Origin of the sequence: Emcibacter sp. SYSU 3D8, assembly GCF_039655875.1 — a bacterium.
In the GTDB taxonomy this organism is placed as follows: Bacteria; Pseudomonadota; Alphaproteobacteria; order SMXS01; family SMXS01; genus RI-34.
Window position 1 is genome coordinate 278,365 of the sequence record NZ_JBBYXK010000002.1, and the last position, 18,820, is coordinate 297,184.

At 65.5% G+C, this 18,820-nt stretch carries 15 protein-coding genes; 4 read left to right on the top strand and 11 right to left on the bottom strand.

The features are described from left to right. Nucleotides 1-49: 49 nt before the first annotated feature. The gene (locus tag WJU21_RS07270; protein WP_346322738.1) at nucleotides 50-2,770 is read right to left on the bottom strand and encodes a tetratricopeptide repeat protein; all 2,721 of its coding nucleotides are present in this window, start codon (nucleotides 2,768-2,770) and stop codon (nucleotides 50-52) included. Between the two features lie 225 nt (nucleotides 2,771-2,995). Between WJU21_RS07270 and WJU21_RS07275 the strand changes: the two genes are divergently transcribed. Beyond that, a complete protein-coding gene (locus WJU21_RS07275) occupies nucleotides 2,996-5,977 on the top strand; it encodes an ATP-binding protein (protein WP_346322739.1) in 2,982 nt (993 codons plus the stop codon). Between the two features lie 39 nt (nucleotides 5,978-6,016). Here the strand turns inward: WJU21_RS07275 and WJU21_RS07280 are convergent, their stop codons facing one another. Further along, complete coding sequence (locus tag WJU21_RS07280; RefSeq protein ID WP_346322740.1) at nucleotides 6,017-6,289, bottom strand: hypothetical protein; 273 nt, start codon at nucleotides 6,287-6,289, stop codon at nucleotides 6,017-6,019. A 277-nt stretch (nucleotides 6,290-6,566) separates the two neighbouring features. Between WJU21_RS07280 and WJU21_RS07285 the strand changes: the two genes are divergently transcribed. Beyond that, complete coding sequence (locus WJU21_RS07285) at nucleotides 6,567-7,847, top strand: arylsulfotransferase family protein (protein WP_346322741.1); 1,281 nt, start codon at nucleotides 6,567-6,569, stop codon at nucleotides 7,845-7,847. Here WJU21_RS07285 and WJU21_RS07290 read toward each other — a convergent pair. From WJU21_RS07290 to WJU21_RS07315, 6 genes are all read right to left on the bottom strand, one after another. Beyond that, complete coding sequence (locus WJU21_RS07290; protein WP_346322742.1) at nucleotides 7,834-8,715, bottom strand: LLM class F420-dependent oxidoreductase; 882 nt, start codon at nucleotides 8,713-8,715, stop codon at nucleotides 7,834-7,836. The genes WJU21_RS07285 and WJU21_RS07290 overlap by 14 nt on opposite strands. Continuing rightward, nucleotides 8,715-9,248 (bottom strand): nuclear transport factor 2 family protein, encoded by a 534-nt coding sequence (locus WJU21_RS07295; RefSeq protein WP_346322743.1) that lies wholly within the window; start codon nucleotides 9,246-9,248, stop codon nucleotides 8,715-8,717. The genes WJU21_RS07290 and WJU21_RS07295 overlap by 1 nt, the downstream gene beginning before the upstream one ends. A gap of 111 nt (nucleotides 9,249-9,359) precedes the next feature. Continuing rightward, nucleotides 9,360-10,001: an NrsF family protein gene (locus WJU21_RS07300; RefSeq protein ID WP_346322744.1), complete on the bottom strand. Its 642-nt coding sequence runs from the start codon at nucleotides 9,999-10,001 to the stop codon at nucleotides 9,360-9,362. Next, nucleotides 10,002-10,571, bottom strand: coding sequence for a sigma-70 family RNA polymerase sigma factor (locus WJU21_RS07305; RefSeq protein WP_346322745.1), 570 nt, complete (start codon nucleotides 10,569-10,571; stop codon nucleotides 10,002-10,004). An 85-nt stretch (nucleotides 10,572-10,656) separates the two neighbouring features. After that, entirely contained in the window at nucleotides 10,657-11,415 is a 759-nt protein-coding gene (locus WJU21_RS07310; RefSeq protein WP_346322746.1) for a molybdopterin-dependent oxidoreductase, read from the bottom strand. Next, complete coding sequence (locus WJU21_RS07315; RefSeq protein ID WP_346322747.1) at nucleotides 11,412-12,053, bottom strand: cytochrome b/b6 domain-containing protein; 642 nt, start codon at nucleotides 12,051-12,053, stop codon at nucleotides 11,412-11,414. Before WJU21_RS07315 ends, WJU21_RS07310 begins: the two co-directional genes overlap by 4 nt. Before the next feature lie 185 nt (nucleotides 12,054-12,238). On the opposite strand from WJU21_RS07315, the gene msrA reads away from it, so the two are divergent. Both msrA and msrB read left to right on the top strand, forming a co-directional pair. Further along, nucleotides 12,239-12,937, top strand: a complete 699-nt coding sequence (msrA, locus tag WJU21_RS07320) for a peptide-methionine (S)-S-oxide reductase MsrA (protein ID WP_346322748.1) — start codon at nucleotides 12,239-12,241, stop codon at nucleotides 12,935-12,937. 10 nt (nucleotides 12,938-12,947) lie between these two features. Beyond that, on the top strand, nucleotides 12,948-13,445 hold the full coding sequence (gene msrB, locus WJU21_RS07325) for a peptide-methionine (R)-S-oxide reductase MsrB (protein WP_346322749.1): 498 nt from the start codon (nucleotides 12,948-12,950) through the stop codon (nucleotides 13,443-13,445). Between the two features lie 45 nt (nucleotides 13,446-13,490). Here msrB and WJU21_RS07330 read toward each other — a convergent pair whose 3' ends face one another. Genes WJU21_RS07330 through WJU21_RS07340 form a run of 3 tightly spaced genes read right to left on the bottom strand, consistent with a single transcriptional unit; the run spans nucleotide 13,491 to nucleotide 18,816 of the window. Further along, on the bottom strand, nucleotides 13,491-16,442 hold the full coding sequence (locus tag WJU21_RS07330; protein WP_346322750.1) for an ATP-binding protein: 2,952 nt from the start codon (nucleotides 16,440-16,442) through the stop codon (nucleotides 13,491-13,493). Between the two features lie 2 nt (nucleotides 16,443-16,444). After that, the gene (locus WJU21_RS07335) at nucleotides 16,445-17,023 is read right to left on the bottom strand and encodes a YfiR family protein (protein WP_346322751.1); all 579 of its coding nucleotides are present in this window, start codon (nucleotides 17,021-17,023) and stop codon (nucleotides 16,445-16,447) included. Beyond that, nucleotides 17,011-18,816 carry a TonB-dependent receptor gene (locus WJU21_RS07340; RefSeq protein ID WP_346322752.1) on the bottom strand — a complete coding sequence of 602 codons (1,806 nt, stop codon included), beginning with the start codon at nucleotides 18,814-18,816 and terminating at the stop codon, nucleotides 17,011-17,013. Before WJU21_RS07340 ends, WJU21_RS07335 begins: the two co-directional genes overlap by 13 nt. Nucleotides 18,817-18,820 lie beyond the last annotated feature (4 nt).

Below are 18,820 nucleotides of genomic sequence, written 5' to 3' on the forward strand. Positions count from 1 at the left end.
GGATTATCGCAAAAGTCTCCCGCCGAGACACGGGATTCTGGCGCGCGTCTCAGTTGGTGTCCAGGCCGACGTCGCCATCCGGCGTATCGCCGGCCGGATCGGCGCCCCTGTCCGCCCGGCGCTTGCGGACCTCGCCAAGCTGTTCGGGCGTCAGCCGCTGCTCGATCGCGCGGGCCGCATCCTGCGCCCGAGTACGGAGCTCGCCGGGCTTCAGCTTGTCGATCGCAACGCCGAGCCAGAACAGCGCTTCTTCCTGGGCATCGGGCGGCGCATCGGGCTGGCCGGCCAGCAACCCACCCAGCCGGACCTGGGCATCGACCTGGCCGTTGCGGGCCGCGCGCCGGAACCATTCCAGTGCGCGCTCGTCGTTGACCACGACGCCCTCGCCGCGCGTGTACAGCATGCCCAGCGCATATTGCGATCCGGGATGTCCCTTTTCCGCCGCCTTGAGGAACCAGTCCTTTGCCGTGGCAGCATCCTGGGGCACGCCATTGCCGTAATAATAGGCTTCGCCCAGGCTGGCCATGGCGCGGATGTAAGCCAACTCGGCCGACTGCCGGAGATAGTTCATGGATGCCTCCGGGTCGGCCTCCACGCCGTCCCCCCTGGCATACAGCCGGGACAGGTACCACAGTGACTCGCCGTCGCCGGCGGCCTCGAACAGCGCGCGAGCACCCGCCGGATCCTTCGCCCCGCCCCAGCCCCAATACAGGCACTTGGCGAGCCACGGTCCTGCATTGCTCCAGCCGTTATCGAGCGCGGTCTGGAGCCAACGCCGCGCCGCTACGTCATCGCGCGCCACGCCCACGCCCTGCAGCAACAGGCGTCCGACCCAGTACTGGGCCACGGCCACGCCGCCTTCAGCGGCCTTGCGATAGCCCTTGTAGGCGGCATCCTTGTCACGCGGGCCGCCGTGGCCTGTCAGCTGCATGTAGGACAGGTTCGCAAGTGATCCCAGATTGCCGGCCTCCGCCGCGGCCGAGAACCAGCGACGCGCCTCGATGGCATCATGCGCAACGCCCTTGCCCAGGTAATAGGCGATGCCGGCCATCCGCTGGCCTTCCACATGGCCTTTCCGGGCCGCTTTCAGGGCCGCGGCGAACGAGGCTGTATCGTTGACGCGGCCAAACCTGGCATCGGCGTGGAGCCGGGCCAGAACATAGTCCGCATCGGCCGATCCCATATCCGACGCCGTCTGCAGTTCCGCGATCGCACGTTCCACCAGGGCAGGTGCATCGGCAGGTCCGCCGCGCTGGGCCTCGCCAAGCAGCGCGCGGGCCCTCGAGATGCGGCCCTCGGCGCCGTCCGGCACCGGGACCGCCAGCGCCGAGTCTGCATAGAGCCGGGAGGCCGCACTGGCGGCCGCCGGGTCCGGCGTCCCGGCCCCGTCCTGCGCCGTGATATACCGCAGTGCCGACCGAGCCTGATCGACCCCGCCGGCAGCTGCCTGTTCCATCAGCGCGCGCGCCTTGGACGTGTCCTTCGCGACGCCGGCGCCCGTCATATACAGCCCGCCCAACGCGTATTGGGCGTCGGGATGGCCCGCCTCGGCCGCGCGAGTCCAGAAGCGGGCACTCCTGGTCTGATCGGGAGCCACCCCGTCGCCCCGCGAATAAAGCACGCCAAGATTGTAGAGACAGTCCGGTTGCCCCGCCTCGGCGCATCGTTCCAGCCAGGTGCGAGCCTGGGCCGCGTCGGCTGCGGTTCCGATGCCCTCCCGGTAATAGGTGAACAGCAGCAGCTGGCCATAGACCGACCCCTTGCCAGCCGCCGCCGTCGCCAGGGCGAACGCCTTGGCCGGATCCTGGCCGACGCCCTCGCCCATGCTGTAGGCGGCGGCGAGCGCGGCTTGTGCGTCCGGCACGCCCTGTTCTGCTGCCTGGCGCAACAGGTCCATGCCGCGTTCTGGTTCCTTCTCGCCGCCGCGGCCGGACAACAGCACGACTGCGCCCAGATATTGAGCGTAGGCGTTGCCCAGGCTCGACGCGCGTAGCAGCAGTTCGCGCGCCGCCGTCTCGTCGCGTTCCGTATAGCGGCCCTCCAGTTGGAGCTGGGCCAGCGAGACCATGCAGAGTTCCGAACCTTCGGCGACAGCCTGGCGGACAAGCTCGGCCATCTGCGCGCCCTTTTCGGGGCCGGGGTCACCCTCGATGTCCAGCTGGGCCAGGGCACACAGCCCGTCGGACCATCCCTTGTCGTGGGCCAGCTTGAACCAGGTGCGGGCGTGCTCCCGATTGACCGGCATACCCCAGCCGCGCATGGCATGCAGCCCAAGCTGGTACAATGCCACGGGAACGCCGGCATCGGCGGCCTTCTGCAGCCACTTCACAGCCTCGTCGTAATCGACGGCCGTACCCATGCCGCGCTGATAGACGTTGCCCAGGATCGCCGCAGCCATGGCGTTGCCCGTTTCAGCCGACCGGACAAGCCACCCGAATCCTGCCTCCGGGTCCACGGCGGTGCCGGTGCCGCGATAATAGGAAAGCGCGAGCCGCCACTGCGCGTCCGCGTCGCCCCGCTCCGCTCGCTCCTCCAGTTCGGAGAACGTCTTCAGCTGCAACAGATAGTCGATATCGCCGCCGCCGTCGTCACCCAGAGGATCGGCGGCGCGCGCGCCGTCCGGACTGACCGCGCTCATATCGACACGCGGCATCGCGCTCACGGCTGCCCACGCCGCGCCGGGCAGAACGGCAAGCAACAATATCGCACCGGCGATCAGCGCGCCGGTCAGCGGCCGTCTGGCATGGCGTTGGAAGATATCTAGCCCCATTGGGGCAGGATAGCGGCGGACATGACCAACCTCTAGACCATCCTTTGCTCAGGCGCGTTTCATCGGGGTGCGGGACCGTCGCCGGTCTTCCGCTTGCCGCACGGCCGGTCGCTTTGCATGGCCCTGTTGCTTTGCAAAGCAATGAGTCGGCAGTTGCGGCAAATTCGTTGTAGCATGCCGTTCACGTCGGTGCGGACGGCAGGGGGCAACGCATTGAAATCGCATATGGCTACGTCTGTCCGGCTACTGGTCGTGCTCGTCGCCACCATTTCCGTCATCCTCCTGGTCCTGCACGGCCTTCAGATGCGTCTGGACCATGAGCGCGAGGCCAAGCAGGTCCGCGGCGATCTCCACAATCTTACCAACGCGCTCGCCGTTCATGCGCGCCAGACCCTAGGCACCATCGACCGGGGCGTCGCCCTGTTCGCCAGCAGGCTCGACCTGGAACAACCAACAGGCAGTGTTCACGAGTCGCTGCGCGCCGGAAGGGATACCGCCGTCGGCGTGCTGGAGTTCTACGTCCTTGACGCGAACGGCCGGGTGGTCGCAGCGTCCTATGAACCGGTACCGGAACCCACGGAAATGTCCGGGGAGCCGCCCTTCAACGCCGTGCCGACCAAGACCGAGACGGCGCCGCGGATCAGTTCGCCGCTGACCGGTCGCCTCGGCCGGGCAGCCGGGGCCGAGATAATCCGGCTGGCGCGGCCCCGTTTCAGCCCCGACGGCAATCTCACGGGCTGGGCAGTGGGCACGGTCAGCGTGCGGCACTTTCAGACGCTGTTCGAATCCATGATCCTCACGCCGCACACCAATATTGCGCTGGTCCGGACCGATGGGGTGCTGCTTGCCGGCAGCGGCGACGGCGCGGTTGCTGCCTTTGGACCCGATCGGACGGGAGCATTGTTCGACGGGCCGCTCAAGGACGCCGGCGAGACCGGTTCGTTCTGGGCGGGCGGCACGTCCGCCACCGGCGAACGCTCCATGCTCGTCTATTCGCGTGTTCCGGGCATGCCGCTGATGTTGCTCGCGCGCATGCCGGAAAGTGACGTTTTCGCCCGCTGGAAGATGCGTGTGCTCATCGGCACGCTTATCGACGTGCTTTTGACGGCGTTCATCATCGGCGCCACGGGACTGGCGGTGCGCGAACTCGGCCTTCGCCAGCGCGACCAGGATCGCACCGGCGCCCAGCTCAACCTGCTGGCCGACGCGTCCGTCGACATCTCGAGCCAGCGCAGCACGGATGACGTCCTGCGGCGCGCGGTGGAACTGTCGCGCGAGCTCGTGCCCAGTCATCAGGCGGTGATCAGCCTGACCATCGATCAGGACTATGCCCAGGCGGTGCATACGGTCTCGCTGTCCGACAAATACGGCAAATGGCGGAACTACGAGGGCCATGCCGATGGATCAGGCATCTACCGGCTGGTCTGCATGAACAATCAGCCCATGCGCCTGACCCAGAACGAACTGGAAACCCACACCGCGTGGAAGGGCTTTGGCGCGGCCCGGCATGAGCATCCGCCCATGCGCGGCTGGCTGGCCGTGCCGCTGATCGCCCAGAACGGCAGCAATATCGGCCTCATCCAGCTATCGGATCGGGAAACCGCCGACTTTGACGACCGCGACGAGGCGGTCTTGATGCAGCTTGCCCAGATGGTTTCGGCCGCCATCGAGAATGTTCGGCTGCTGGAGGCGAGAACACGCGCACTGGCGGCGGCAGAACAAGCGCGCGACGAGATTGCCCGCATATTCTCCACCATGTCGGATGGCCTCTACCACCTGGACATGGACTGGCGCTACACGCGGGTCAACCGGGCCGCCGAAGAGATGTTCACCATCAAGGAGGCAGATGTTCTCGGCAAATCCATGTGGGAGGTTTTTCCCGAGCTTGTGGACAGCGACGTCCACGCGAAGTTTCGGCAAGCCCGGGAAACCGGCGAACACGCGACACTGGAGAATTACTACGAGCCGATCGACCGCTATCATCTGGTGAGATTGTTTCCAGGGCCGGACGGCATGACGGTCTATGTGTCCGACATCACCGATCGCAGGCGTGCCGAGCAGCAATTGCGCCAGGCCCAGAAGATGGAGGCCGTCGGGCAGCTTACCGGCGGCGTGGCCCACGACTTCAACAACCTGCTGACCGTCATTCTCGGCAATGCGGACATGCTCGTGGAGGAGGTCGGCGCGGACCCGCATCTGCGGAGCATTGCCCAGATGATCCAGACTGCCGCCGAGCGCGGCGCCGACCTGACGCACCGTCTGCTGGCATTCTCGCGCCGTCAGCCGCTCGCGCCCGTCGTCGTGGACCCCAACCAGCTTGTCGCCGGCCTCGAAGGGCTACTTCGCCGCACGCTGCATGAAAACATCGACATCGAACTGGTGCGCGGCGCCGGGTTGTGGAAGGCGGTGGTCGACCGATCGCAACTCGAAAACGCGGTGATCAACATCGTCATCAATGCACGCGACGCCATGCCTGGCGGTGGCAAACTGACGATCGAAACCGCGAATACGCGGCTCGACGAAAGCTACACCGAACAGGAAGACATCAACTCCGGACCATATGTGTTGATCGCCATATCGGACACCGGCGAGGGCATGGATCCGGCAATTCTTGGGCGTGCTTTTGACCCGTTTTTCACGACCAAGCCGGTCGGCAAGGGCAGCGGCCTCGGTCTGTCCATGGTCTACGGCTTCGTGCGGCAATCGGGCGGCCATGTGAAGCTGTACAGCGAGCCGGGCTATGGGACGACGGTGAAAATCTACCTTCCCCGCGCCGCAGACGCCAATGAGCAAGTGCGAACGGCTAGCCTGGAAGAAATCAAGCCCGCACGCGGGTCCGAGCGGATCGCCCTTGTCGAGGATGAGGAGCTCGTGCGCAAGTTCGCGGAACTCAACCTCAAGGCGCTGGGCTATACGGTTTCATCGTTCCCGACCGGTCCCGAATTGCTGCGGGCGATGGACGACGGACTCCGCTTCGATCTGCTGTTCACCGATATCGTCCTGCCAGGCGGCATGAACGGCCGGGACATCGCCGTGGAAGTTGTCCGGCGCGTGCCCGGCACCAAGGTCCTGTACTCATCGGGATATACGGACAATGCCATCGTCCATCACGGCCGGCTCGACGACGGCGTCAACCTGCTGAACAAGCCGTTCCGGAAGGCCGAGATGGCCCAGAAAGTCAGAACGGTACTGGACAACACCGGTTAGCCGCCTGCCCCGCGTTGCATTGCCGAGGCATGGATACCGTCAGTAGCGGTGCCCGTGTCCCTTGCGGTCGTAATGGCCCCGGTCATGACGGTCGCCGTGCCGATCATGGCGATCATGGCGATCATAGCGATCATGCCGGTGGGTTTCGCGATAATAGACGCCGCCCGAATTGCCGTGATAGCCGTCCGTGTAATAGGCGCCGCCAGAACTGCTCCCGCAGGCGGCGAGTCCCAGCATGGCGCCGACGATCGGCACAATGGCGACGGTTTTCACCCACGGCGAGCGGGTATTTTGATGAACACGATCAGTCATGATGATGTCCTTTCCTGACATGGCAGCGAAATAGGCACGCTTGATATCAACATAACTCTATGGCTGGTCGCTTGTTCCCCAGCCAATCACCCCCTTTTCTGTCATCTGTCCGGATAGATCAGACATCAACCCACTTCTGAGCACTGACCGGGGATTCCGGAACTGTCCTGAACAGGCTTCTTTCCGCCGGGGCAATACTGGCCAGCGTGGTGGCATTGGCCCGCGCGACGCTGTACCTCTATGGTGCGCCGTGAGGCGCTGGAGGAAAGGACCGCAATTGCAGAATAAGGCCTGGATCGGCGTTGGGGTGGCAGGTGTGGCGGCGGTGATTGCCGTTCTCATGCTCTGGCCGCCGGCCACGCGTTTCGTGCTCGATACCTGGCAGGGCGACGCGCTGCGCGAGGAGCGGCAGGCGATCACGGATCCACTGACCTCGGATCACTGGAGCGCCGCCCGCGCCGCCGACAAGGGTGTAACGATCTGGGATCCGATCAACGCCGAGCGCGGCTTTACTTTGTACACGTCGGGCGAAGGGCCGATTGCACGGCTGGTGACCATGACGGGCGCACCGGTCCATGAATGGACCATTCCCTACAGCCGGGCGTGGACTCCGGAAAAGGCTGCCGTCAAGGAGCCTCAGCCCGACGATCTGGTGTTTCTGCGCGATGCACGAGTGCTGCCCAATGGCGACCTGATCGCTGTCTTCGAGGCGGCCGGGCACCTGCCGGCGGGCTATGGAATGGTCAAGGTGGACAAGGATTCACGTCCGGTCTGGAGCTATCTGGAGCGCGCGCACGGCGGGTTCGACATGACGCCCGATGGCCGGGTGCTGGTATTGGTCCAGTCCATCCAGCAGGACAGCCGGCCGTCTTCGACCATCGAGACACCTTACCTTGAGGATTTCCTGGTGCTGTTGTCCCCGGCCGGCAAGGAACTGGCGAAAATCTCGCTGGTCGAGGCGCTGGAGCGTTCGCGCTTCGCCTCGCTTCTGGATAACGCGCCGCCTGACGAACACGACCCGCTGGGCGCGACAAGCGTTCAGTATCTTGGCGGCAACCCGGTGAAAGGGGCGCCTGACAGCGCGGGCGAACGGGTTTTGCTGTCATTCGGCATGCTCGATGCCGTCGCCATCCTCGATGTACCGAGCAGGAAGATCGTCTGGGCGAAGCGCGGCGAATGGCAAAGCCAGCACGAGGCCCGCGCGCTGCCGGATGGCGACCTCATGATCGCCGACGCTCCGGCCGACAACGAAAGCAGGGTGCAGCAGATCGATCTGTCGACCGGCACGGTCATCTGGTCCTATGGCGGCGGCACCGACGAGCCCTTCGCCAGCGCGACGGGGCTATCGGCCCGGCGGCTGGCAAACGGCAACACGCTGCTGACCGAGTCCGAAGGCGGCCGGCTGGTCGAGGTCGATGGGACCGGCACCGTGCTGTGGGAATACACCAACCCGGTCCGCGGCGGGCCGGCCGATTACTACATCCCGGTGGTGGCTGCCGCCCAACGGATCGACGCGCGATCGCTCGACGCCAGCTTTATCGGGTTCAAACGACCATAGGCGCGGTCTGTCCCGCCTCGATGCGGTGGCGCACCTCGGACATGAAGTCGACATGCGCCTCGATGGTGGTGAAACCCTTGCCCATGGAGTTGATCGAGGCATGGGTGCCGCCCAGGTCGCGCCAGCGCTTCACCGTATCGACGGTTTCCTGCAGATTGGTGGCGCGGATGGTGATCAGTTCGCGGCCGAAACCGGCTTCGGGCCGACCGGATTCCTTCAGGTGGTGGCGCACCCGCTCCCAGCCCTGGGTGGCGTGATCGATATCGCCGGCAAAGATGTATCCGTCGCCCAGCCGGCCGCCCCGCCTGAACGCCGGCTCGGTAAAACCGCCGACCCAGATGGGGATCTGCCGCTTCGGGCGCGGCAGGATGTTACCCTTGTCGATGTGGTCGAACTTGCCGTCGAAACTCATGACCTGCTCGGACCATAGCCGGCGCAGGAACGGAATCTGCTCGTCGGCGCGGGCGCCGCGGGTTTCGAAGTCCTGGCCCAGGGCATGGTATTCGACGTAGTTCCAGCCGGTGCCGATGCCGAGACGCAGGCGCTGATGCGACAGCAGGTCCACATCGGCGGCCTGCTGGGCGACCAGCACGGTCTGGCGCTGCGGCAGGATCAGTACGCCCGTCACCATCTCGAGCCGGTGCGTGATGCCGGCCCAGTAGCCGAACATCACGAACGGGTCGTGGAACGGATGGTTCTCGGTATAGGGCCCCCACAGCTTGGGTTCGCGGTCGTGGGAGGCGCCAACCACATGGTCGAACACCAGAATGTGGTCGTAGCCCAGTTTCTCGACGGCAAGGCCGATGTCGTGCACGGCCTTCGGATCACCCTTCAATTCGGTTTGCGGATAGACGGCGCCCAGTTTCATCACGCTCTCCCCAGGTTAGGTAGCAAACGGTAGGACAGGTCCGAGGTGTCGCGCCTGCCGGGAAGCGGCTGCTGCCCGGGCGTGCCCGGATAGAGAATAGCACCGACGTCGCGGGCGCGCACCGGCACCATGGTGCTCATGTCCGACACGAAGACGCGGTCGGCGATACGCCAGCGGCCCTCGGCCTTGCGCCAGGTATCGAGGTATCGGCCATGACCGATCAGATCGATCAACTCGTCGCCCTGCTGCATGCGCAGCGTGACCTGCACCATGCTCTCGCTGACCGCCGCCGCGTCGCCGGTGAAGTCGACCAGCATGTTGCAGACCCGGTGGGTGTGGCAGACCATGGACGCGTGCACCGGCCACAGCCAGTCGACGAAGCCCGCGGGCGACCCGTTGTAGAGGCCGCTATATTCCAGTGTCGCATCCGGCCAGAAGCAATCCAGCGCCAGTGGCGCGTCCATGCGGTCCATGGAGCGGCAATAGCGATAAAGCGTCTCGTGGATGTCCAGCTTGTCCTCGGTTCCCGGCATGGCGTCCTCCCCTGTTGTGCCCCCGGCACGGCGGGCAGCATGGTTCTACCACGCCGTCAAAGGGACCAGAAACCTGTCAGGACCCGCAGGGAGAATGCCCGCACTGGTTCCCTACCGGCGCAGCAACCGGCCTCCGGAGACGGTCAGTGCAAGGGTCACCAGCGCCACGGCCGCCGCGTGGGCGGCAAGATCGGTTGCCGTCGCGTCGAACGGGTGGCCGATGTTGAGGAGGGCTGCCGATGCCGCTGCACAGGCAAGCCCCGCGAGCCCCGCCGTCAACATGGGATAAAGCGGGAAAACCCGGCGCAGCAGCACCACAATGGCGACCGCCAGCGGAATCGATGTGCCGAGGATGAACCTCAGGCATTCCAGATCCTCACCGCCCTGCCAGCCGCTTTCGGCCCAGTTGCGCAGGCAGCCCATGCCGCTCGCGCCGATCCACAGCAGCGCCGCCGGCAGCGGCAGCAACGCCCACAGGCGCGAGCGCCCGGGCACGCCCAGTTCGAACGCGGCCTTGGCCGCCAACAGGGCGGTGAGCAGCGCACCCAGCGCGGCAAGCCACAGATCGGTGGCCGAGGCCAGCCGGGCCATCATGGCATCCATGTCGAATATCAGGGAAAGCCCCGCCGCGATCAGCGACGCGACGCCGAGCCACACCAATGTGAGCCGGTTTGGCGAAGCGGCACGGCGGACCGGCATCAGGCCGGCGCCCAGGTTGCGGATCAGGGATTCGGTGGAGCGGCTGTCTGTCATCTAGCCTTCCCAGCCGCTCAGCCGCGTCCGCAGCGACTTCAGCGCGCGGTGCAGGTTGACTTTCAGTGCCCCCTGAGACCGGCCGGTAGCCATGGCCGCCTCGGCAAGGGTTCGATCCTTCAGCGTCAATTCCTCGACGGCCTGACGCTGGCCATCGGGAAGCGAGTCGACGGCGCGGCGCAGGTCACCGTCCAGTTCAGGGCGCGTCGGCCTGACGGGCGCGGGGTCGGCATGAGACGCGTAAGCCAGCTCGTCATGGACTTCACGCGACCGCTGCCGTCCCTGCCGGCGCAGCAGGTCGATGGCACGGCGATCGGCAATGGTGCGCAGCCACGCCCGGAACGAGCGGGTGGGGTCGTAGGTGTGGCGCGCCCGGTGAATGGTCAGCAAGGTTTCCTGGACCACGTCGTCGACCGTTTCAGGCGGCACGCCGCGGCCGCGTGCGACCGCCCGGACGAGGGGAACGGACGCGTGCAACAGCGCATCGTAGGCGGCCTGGTCGCCGGCCTGCGCCGACGCCATCAGCCCGCCCAGATGGCGGTCGATCTCGTCCCGTTCACGTTTGTCCACTCTGCTGGTTCCGGAAGCGCGGAACGCGCCTTGATCTAGGCTAAGGACACCTGCTGGCATTTGGCAAATCCCTATTCGGTCACCCTCAGGATCCGCTGAACCAGTTGTAGCCCTTGTCTTCCCAGTAGCCGCCCGGATAGTCGTTGGTCACGAACAGTGCGGCGATGTGCTTGGGATTCTTGAAACCCAGCTTGGTGGGCACGCGCAATTTCATGGGGTAGCCATATTTGCGCGGCAGCGGCGATGCGCCGAAATCCAGCGCCAGAATGGTTTGCGGGTGAAGCGCCGTGGCCATGTCGATGCTTGAATAGTAACCATCGGCACATTTGAACCCCACGTAACGGGCGCGCCTGTCGGCGCCGATGCGATCGAGAAAGGTCGCGAAGCGCACGCCGGACCACTCGCCGATGGCGCTCCAGCCCTCCACGCAGATATGCCGGGTGATCTGGCTTTCCTGGGGCAGCGCGCGCAGTTGATCGACGGTCCAGGGCGCCTTGTCCGCGATCATGCCGGACAGTTCCAGCCTGTAGGTTGACCCGTCGACGACAGGCGCGCGGGTTTCCCGGTAGAACGCATTGAACGGAAACGGCCGGGTGATATCGGCCCGGGAATAGGTGGGCGCCAGCTTGTCGGGGTCGAACAGCCATGCCTGAACCTTGTCGTTCCAGCGCGACATGGCCATCAGCGCCCGGTCGACCGAATTGCCTTCGACGAGGTTGCAGCCCGTCAACATGGTGAGCGCCCCCAGCGACAGGCTGCCGCGCAGGAACAGCCGGCGCTCCATGTCGACCAGGTCGGGTTTGATATCCTCAAGTGACGGCCGTTGCGGTCTGGCGAGGCTCATGGGTTTGTCTCCGCGTCCTCGATTCTGCCACCGACGATCATCGGCGGCAGCGTCTTTGGAACGATCAGCACCAACAGGATATGAACGACAAAGAAGCCGACAATGCCGGCCATGGCGAAAAAGTGGACGACACGGGCGATATCGTATCCGCCCATCAGCCACGCCAGCGTCTGGAACTGCACCGGTTTCCAGATGGCGAGGCCCGAGACAATGGCGAGCATGATCAGCATAATGACGCCCGCGTAAAGCAACCGCTGCACGGCGTTGTACCGGCCTGGCCTGTGCGGCAGCCGGAAGGCGAACGCCGCCCTGACATCGCGCCAGACGCCGGCGGGCGTGATCGGCAGCAGGTCGCGGCGAAAATGGCCGGAGAACAGCCCATAGGCCAGATAGACCAGCAGGTTGACGGCCAGCACCCACATGGCCGCGAAATGCCAGGCGATGGCGCCGGCAAGCCAGCCACCAAGGGTGATCGAAACCGGGAACCGGAAGTCGAAGATCGGAGAGGCGTTGTAGATCTGCCACCCGCTCATCACCATGGCGATCAAGGCCGCGGCATTGATCCAATGGGTCAACCGGACGATAGAAGGATGGATGGCGCGGTGCGGCCGCGGCTGGGTGCTGGCGTCGCCGGACATGCGGTTTACCCCGATGCAGGTCTGTATGAGAACTCATTCGCCGGAGTCAGGCTGCGGGTTACATCATGCCATGAAAATTTCGCTCGCGGGGCCCTATTGGCGGCGGGCGTGTAACCTTTCATACCGTCCTGCCGAATGACAGGAGAAGGCCGCGCTCCACCCGGTGCGGCCGCAGGAGAGAGCCCATGAACCGATTCTTTCACCCGCTTTCCCGCATTCTCGCCACCGCGCTCGCCGCCGCCATGCTGACTGCGCCGCCGGCTGCATCCGCCGAGAAGGCGGTCGCCATTCCGCCGCCCGCGTTCGATGCGCCGTCCACAGCGACGTCGGCAACCGCGATCCTGGCGGGTGGCTGCTTCTGGGGCGTGCAGGCGGTTTTCCAGCACACCAGGGGCGTCACCAGCGCCGTCTCCGGCTATGCGGGCGGGACCGTCAAGTCGCCGCGCTACAAGGCCGTGACCTCAGGCCGTACCGGCCACGCGGAAGCGGTCAAGGTAACCTATGATCCCCGGCAGGTTACCTATGGACAGCTGCTGCACATCTTCTTCTCGGTGGTTCACGACCCCACCCAGCTTAACCGGCAGGGACCCGACACGGGGACCCAGTACCGCTCGGCGATCTTCACAACCAGCGACAGCCAGATGACGGTTGCGACCGCCTATATCGCCCAGCTCGACAAGGCGCAGGCCTATCCCAGGTCCATCGTCACCAAGGTGCAGGCTGCGCCGAAATTCTGGCCCGCCGAGAACTATCACCAGGACTACGCCACGCTGCATCCGGAAAGCCGCTACATCGCCTATTACGATCTGCCGAAGATCGCCAATCTGAAGAAGATGTTCCCGCAGCAGTACCGCGATCAGCCGGTGCTGATCGCCGCGAAATAGGAGCATGGCCATGTATACCAGACGATCCGTGCTGTTCGGCGGCGCCGGCCTGCTCGCCGCCCTTGGGGCGACGGGTGTGGTGCGGGCCGGCGCGAAATCCGCAGGCGCCGAGACCTTCGAAGTCACAAAAACCGACGCGGAGTGGCGGGCGCTGCTGAGTCCCGCTGCCTACCGGGTGCTGCGCCGCGAAGGAACCGAGCCGGCATTCACCAGCCCGCTCGACCACGAGAAGCGCGCCGGCACCTTCAGCTGCGCCGGTTGCGGCCTGCCGCTGTTTTCATCGAAGACCAAGTATGACAGCGGCACCGGCTGGCCCAGTTTCTGGAGGCCGCTGGCAAACGCCGTGCGCACGAAACCCGACCGCTCGCATGGCTGGGTCCGCACGGAAGTGCACTGCCGCCGCTGCGGCGGCCATCTGGGGCATGTGTTCAAGGACGGGCCCAGACCAACCGGCCTGCGCTATTGCATCAACGGCCTGTCGCTGACCTTCACGCCCGCCAAGGCGTGAAGCAGGCCCCGACCGGGCTTGGCCGCGCGCCAGTGCAGGCCAGACTTATCCTGCCGTCGCCCGCGTCGCCTCGATGAACGCGCCCAGGTCGTCGAAGGCCGACTGGACACCGGGCAGCAGGTCGTCGACGATGCGCCATTCCTGCCCATCGGCGGCGGCCTCGAGAATGCCGAGCAACTCGGCCAGGATATTGGCGCCGGCCGAGGCTGCGGCGCCCCTGGCCGAGTGGGCTGCGCTTTTGAGCTGCCGCGCGTCGCGGACTTCGGCGAGCTGGTGGAGTTTCGCCGGGCTGTCTTCCACGCTCTGCCAGAAGACATCCAGCATCAGGCGCAGATAGTTGGGATCATCCTTGCCGAGTATTCGGGCGAGCACCTCCATGTCGATGGGCGCGGGTGCCGACGGCGCGGCGGCTGGTACGGCCGGCGGCGCGGCTCCCGCCGGTCTGCGCAGTTCGGCCCCTTTGGGCATCCATCGCCGCACCATCTCGTCCAGGTGCTTCAGTTCGACGGGCTTGGACATGTAGTCGTCCATCCCCGCCGCGAGGCAGGTGTCGGCCTCGTCCTTCAGCGCATTGGCGGTAAGCGCCACGATGGGAAGCCGCCGTCCGGTCGACATCTCCCGGTCGCGGATCATGCCGGTCAGCTGATAGCCATCGGTGAACGGCATATGGCAGTCGGTGATCAGCAGGCTGTATCGGCTGTCGTCGCGGCAATAGACGTTCCAGCCCTCGCGGCCGTCGTAGACGAATTCAGCGGCATAGCCGAGCCTTGCCAGCTGGCTTTCGATCACGAAGCGGTTGGTCTCGTTGTCTTCGGCGACGAGGATCAGGCCCCCATGGGCGGCGGCCTGTTCGATGCCCGGTGCGGTGAATTCCAGGGCCGCCACCGCCGCCCGCGCGCCGTCGTGGGCCGGCTCGCGCCCGGTCGCCTCGGCCACCGCATCATAGAATCGGTCGCGCTGCAGCGGCGAGACCACGACCGCCGCTGACGCATCCGCGCCGGAAAGCTGGTGCGCCAGCGACCCGATGCGCGGCACCACGAAGAGGGTTTTCGTGTCCTTGATATCCCGCCGCCGCGTCAATTCGGCGGTGATCAGCGAGCCGCTGTCCTCGCTGACACCGACCCTGATGACCGCTAGGTCGAGCGGCTGGCCGGCGGCCTGCGCCCGGGACAGGCCGTCCAGCAATTCAGCGACGGTCCGGCAGTTGGTAACCTGAACATCGGCCGCCTTCAGGTACCGCGCCGTCGCCGGATTCGCCTCGGACCGGTCGAAGACAATCACGCGCAGGCCGGCGAGGGTCTCGGCGTAGCGCACGAACGGATCTTTCCGCTCGCTCTCGGGCAGGCGCCCGAAGGTAACCCGGAACCAGAAGACCGACCCCTCACCCGGCGCGCTGCGGCAACCGATATCGCCGCCCATCAGTTCCACGAGGTTCTTGCAGATCGACAGCCCGAGGCCTGTGCCGCCAAATACACGGGTGGTCGAATAATCGGCCTGGCTGAACGGCTGAAACAGGGTCCTCAGCTTTTCCGGTTCGATGCCGATACCGGTATCGCTGACCTCGAACAGCACCGTCACCGAATCGCCGGTCGTCGATTCGGCCGTTGCGTCGACGGCGATGGTGCCCATTTCCGTAAACTTCAGCGCGTTGCCCATCAGATTGAGGACAACCTGGCGAATACGGACCGGGTCGCCCTCGACCACCCAGTCGATGGCAGGATCGATGCCGCAGCGGATGTTCAGCGTCTTGCTCTTGGTGTGACCGCCGATGGCCACCGCCGCCGTCTCGATCACGTCGCCCAGGGCAAACCGGGTCGTCTCGATGGTCATCTTGCCGGCCTCGATCTTGGAATAGTCGAGGATGTCGTTGATGACGTCGAGCAGGCTGAGTCCCGACTGACGGATGATTTCCACCATCTGCTGCTGCTCGGGCGACAGCGCCGTGCCGTGCAGCAACTCGACGATGCCGATGACGCCGTTCATCGGCGTGCGGATTTCGTGACTCATGGCAGCGAGGAATTGGGATTTGGCCCGGTCGGCAGCCTCGGCCTTCAGCATGGCGGCCTGAAGCTCGGCCTCGCGGTGAATGCCCTCGGTGATGTCCGTGTAGGTACGCACGAAGCCACCTTGAGGCAGCGGCGACTGGCGCAGTTCGATGGTGCGGCCGTCGGGCAATTGCTGGTTGAGCCGCAACGGCTCCTGCGACGCCATCAACTCCAGGTCGCGCCGCATGGCCGCCTTGCCGGACTGACGGATGGCGTCCTCGATATTGTGGCCGATGTCCAGGTCGCCCAGGCCGAAGCCTGCCAGTATTTCCGAGCCGCGTTCATTGAGATAGGATACCAGCATGCTTCCATCGACCACGAGCACGCCATGATCGACCGAGGCCAACGTGGTCTCGATGATCGCGTTCTTGTCGGCCAGTTGCTCCAGGGGATTGGATATCGCCCGGTGGAGCCGCAGCGCGATCGGCAGGATGACGGCGAGCGACGCCGCGACCGCGATCAGCAGGATGACGCCGAAGCGCAGGAGCCGGGTGGCGACGGACTCGGCGCGCTCGCGGACATAGACCGTGCCGAGGCTGCGGCCATCGCGAATGACGGATACGGAGGCGCTGACGAACCCGCCCTCGAACCGGCTGGCGATCCCGGGCGAGGTTTCGGGCACCGCCACCTGCGTCATGCCCTGCCGCTGGTAACGCGCGATCAGTTCCCGGTCGGGCCCGTAGACCGCCGCCGCGACCGTATCGGGGTTGGCGGCGAAGACATGCAGGTACTCGGAGACGGTCGTGGGATCGTTGAACATGAGCGCCGCGGCGACGCTGTCGGCAAGGATGTTGGTGGTGCCGGCGATCGAGGCGATGCGCTGCCGCTCATAGGTCCGCGTATCGTAGATCGCCAGGGTCAGCCCGGTTGCGATGAGCGCGACGATGGTGGTCACGACCGTCACCGAGGCCAGCTTCCAGCGGATCGGCATGCCGGCAATGCGCGAGCGCATGGCTATGCCCTCGGCTTGACCGAGACGGCAAGCTGCAACAGCCGGGAGCTGAGCTCCAGGCCGTGTTCGGCCGCCTTCTGGTCGTCGATGGAGAACCGGACCCGGTTGTCCTTGATGACAAATTGCAGGATTCCCGCCGCGCCGCCCCGGCCATCGTCGGTCACCGTCAAAACCGCTGCGCCGCGCACGGCGGATAGGGCCGCGGCGACCTCCTTGTCGTCCGGGCCGCCTACATAGAGAATCTGGCAGCCGGAACCCGGGTCGACCGTCTTGAGCCGCCGGACCACGATCGGGCGGTCGCCGATACGCTGTCCGCTGACCGCCTTGTCCAGCTTGTCGCCGAACGGGTCGGTGCCGGCGATGCAGACATTGACTGCCGCCGACGGGGACTCGAACGCCGAGTCCGGCCAGCGCACGAACGCGCCGAATTTGTACAGATACGCCGCCTTGACTGCGGCCTCGACGGGATTGTCGGCCGCCGCGCTGGCCGCGCCGGGTCCACCAGCCAGCATCACGCCCAGCGCCAATACGGCGCGGGCGCAGAACCAGGACAGACGCCTGATGCGAATCAGATCTTCCATCGGGTGCTCACGAAGAAGCTGCGCTGGACCAGCCCCATCAGGCCGTCCGTCACGAACTCCTGATGTCTCCGGTGCAGCAAATTGGTTCCTTCGACCGACACATCGAGAAATTCGGTCACCTGCCAGCTGATGCGCGCATCGGCTTCGACATATGACCCCACCCTGGGATCGGGCAACGCCCCGACGCCCCGCACGGCCGCCTCGAAGGAAATCCCGTGACCCAGGCTGACCGACGACCGGACGGAGAACTGGTAGTCCGGGTCATTGCCCAGGAATTCCTGACCCACAATCTGGCCGGCGCCCGGCTTGAAGCCCAGGTCCTGATGCAGCCAGTTGACACCGGCGCTGATCCGCCACCAGTCGGCCGCCTGGTAGGTGGCCCAGGCCTCGATGCCGTAGGTGTGGCCGCGCATCAGGTTCTCGAAATGCAGCGGCAATATTGTAACAGGGGTCGGCTCGACGCTCAGAAGATCATCGTAGTCATTGAAGAAGGCGGACACCGAAAGCGTCAGTTGCGGCAACGGCTGGCCACGATAGCCGATCTGGTAGGCGGTCACCTTTTCTGCCTTGAAGCTCTTGCTGCCGGTCAGGAAGTCGACCGTCCCCAGCCTCAGCACAATGCCGGTGTCATAGGGCGTGGGTGACCGAACCGCCCGCGACACACCGGCCCACAGCAACGTGTCGTCGCCAACCTTCCACGACAGCCGGGCCGAGGGCAGTACCGCCAGGCCGGAATAGGGATCGTCCTCGAGCTTGACGCCAAGCACCAGCGTGACCGAGTCGCCGAGGCTGATGCTGTCCTGGATGAAGCCATTGGTCAGGTAAAGCGTCCCCCGGTCGGGCACGAACAGCAACGCGTCGTTTCCGGTTATGCGGTAGCGCGATGCGCGCTCGCCGCCACCGATGACCACGTCGTTCCAATCGCCGACCTGGAAGCTGTACTGGACGTCGATATCGAATGTCCTGATCTCGAAACCGGTGTGTTCGGCATTGGCGTCGAAGCGGCTCGCCTGATCGAAATAGGCTTGCACCTGAAGGTTCGATCCGTCGTCGAAGCGGTGCTGCCAGCGCGCCAGGACGTTATCGCCGGAGACATTCTGGTGCGCCAGGGCGCCCGCCTTTTCCTCGCCGCGGTAGAAATTGCCCTGCAAGGTGACCACGTCGTCGCCCGGGGTCCAGTCCAGGCGGAATCCGCCCTGGGGCTTGTGCCAGCCTTCCTGGCGCTCGGCGCCGCCCACCTGGTCGAGGCTGCTGTAATCCGTCGCCCTGGCATAAAGGCGGTAGGTGAGCTCGGGTCCGAGCCGGCCGCCGTACCGGAGCGCGGCGCCGCGCTCCAGATTGCCGCCCCCCAGTTCGATGACGCCGCCCTGGGTTTCGGCAGAGCTTTTGGTGATGATGTTGACCACGCCGTTTACGGCATTGGCCCCCCACAAGGTGGCGCCTGGCCCGCTGATCACCTCGATCCGGTCCACGTCACCGGGCATCACGTCCTGCATGTCCCAGTAGACGCCGCCATAAAGCGGCGTGTAGACGCTGCGCCCGTCGATCATCACCAGCAGCTTGTTGGTAAGCGTGCCGTTGAAGCCGCGCGACGCGATGGCGAAGCTGTTGGAGGCGACCTGCGCCACCTGCAGATTGGGCGCCAGCCGCAGCATGTCGGGCACGCTCGTGGCGCCCGCCCGGTCGATGTCGTCGTGGGAGATGACGAAGATGGCGCCGGCCGCGTCGCTGAGCGGCTCAGGCGTCTTCGATGCCGACGTGATCTCCACATTGGCCAGTTCCTCGATGGACATTTCA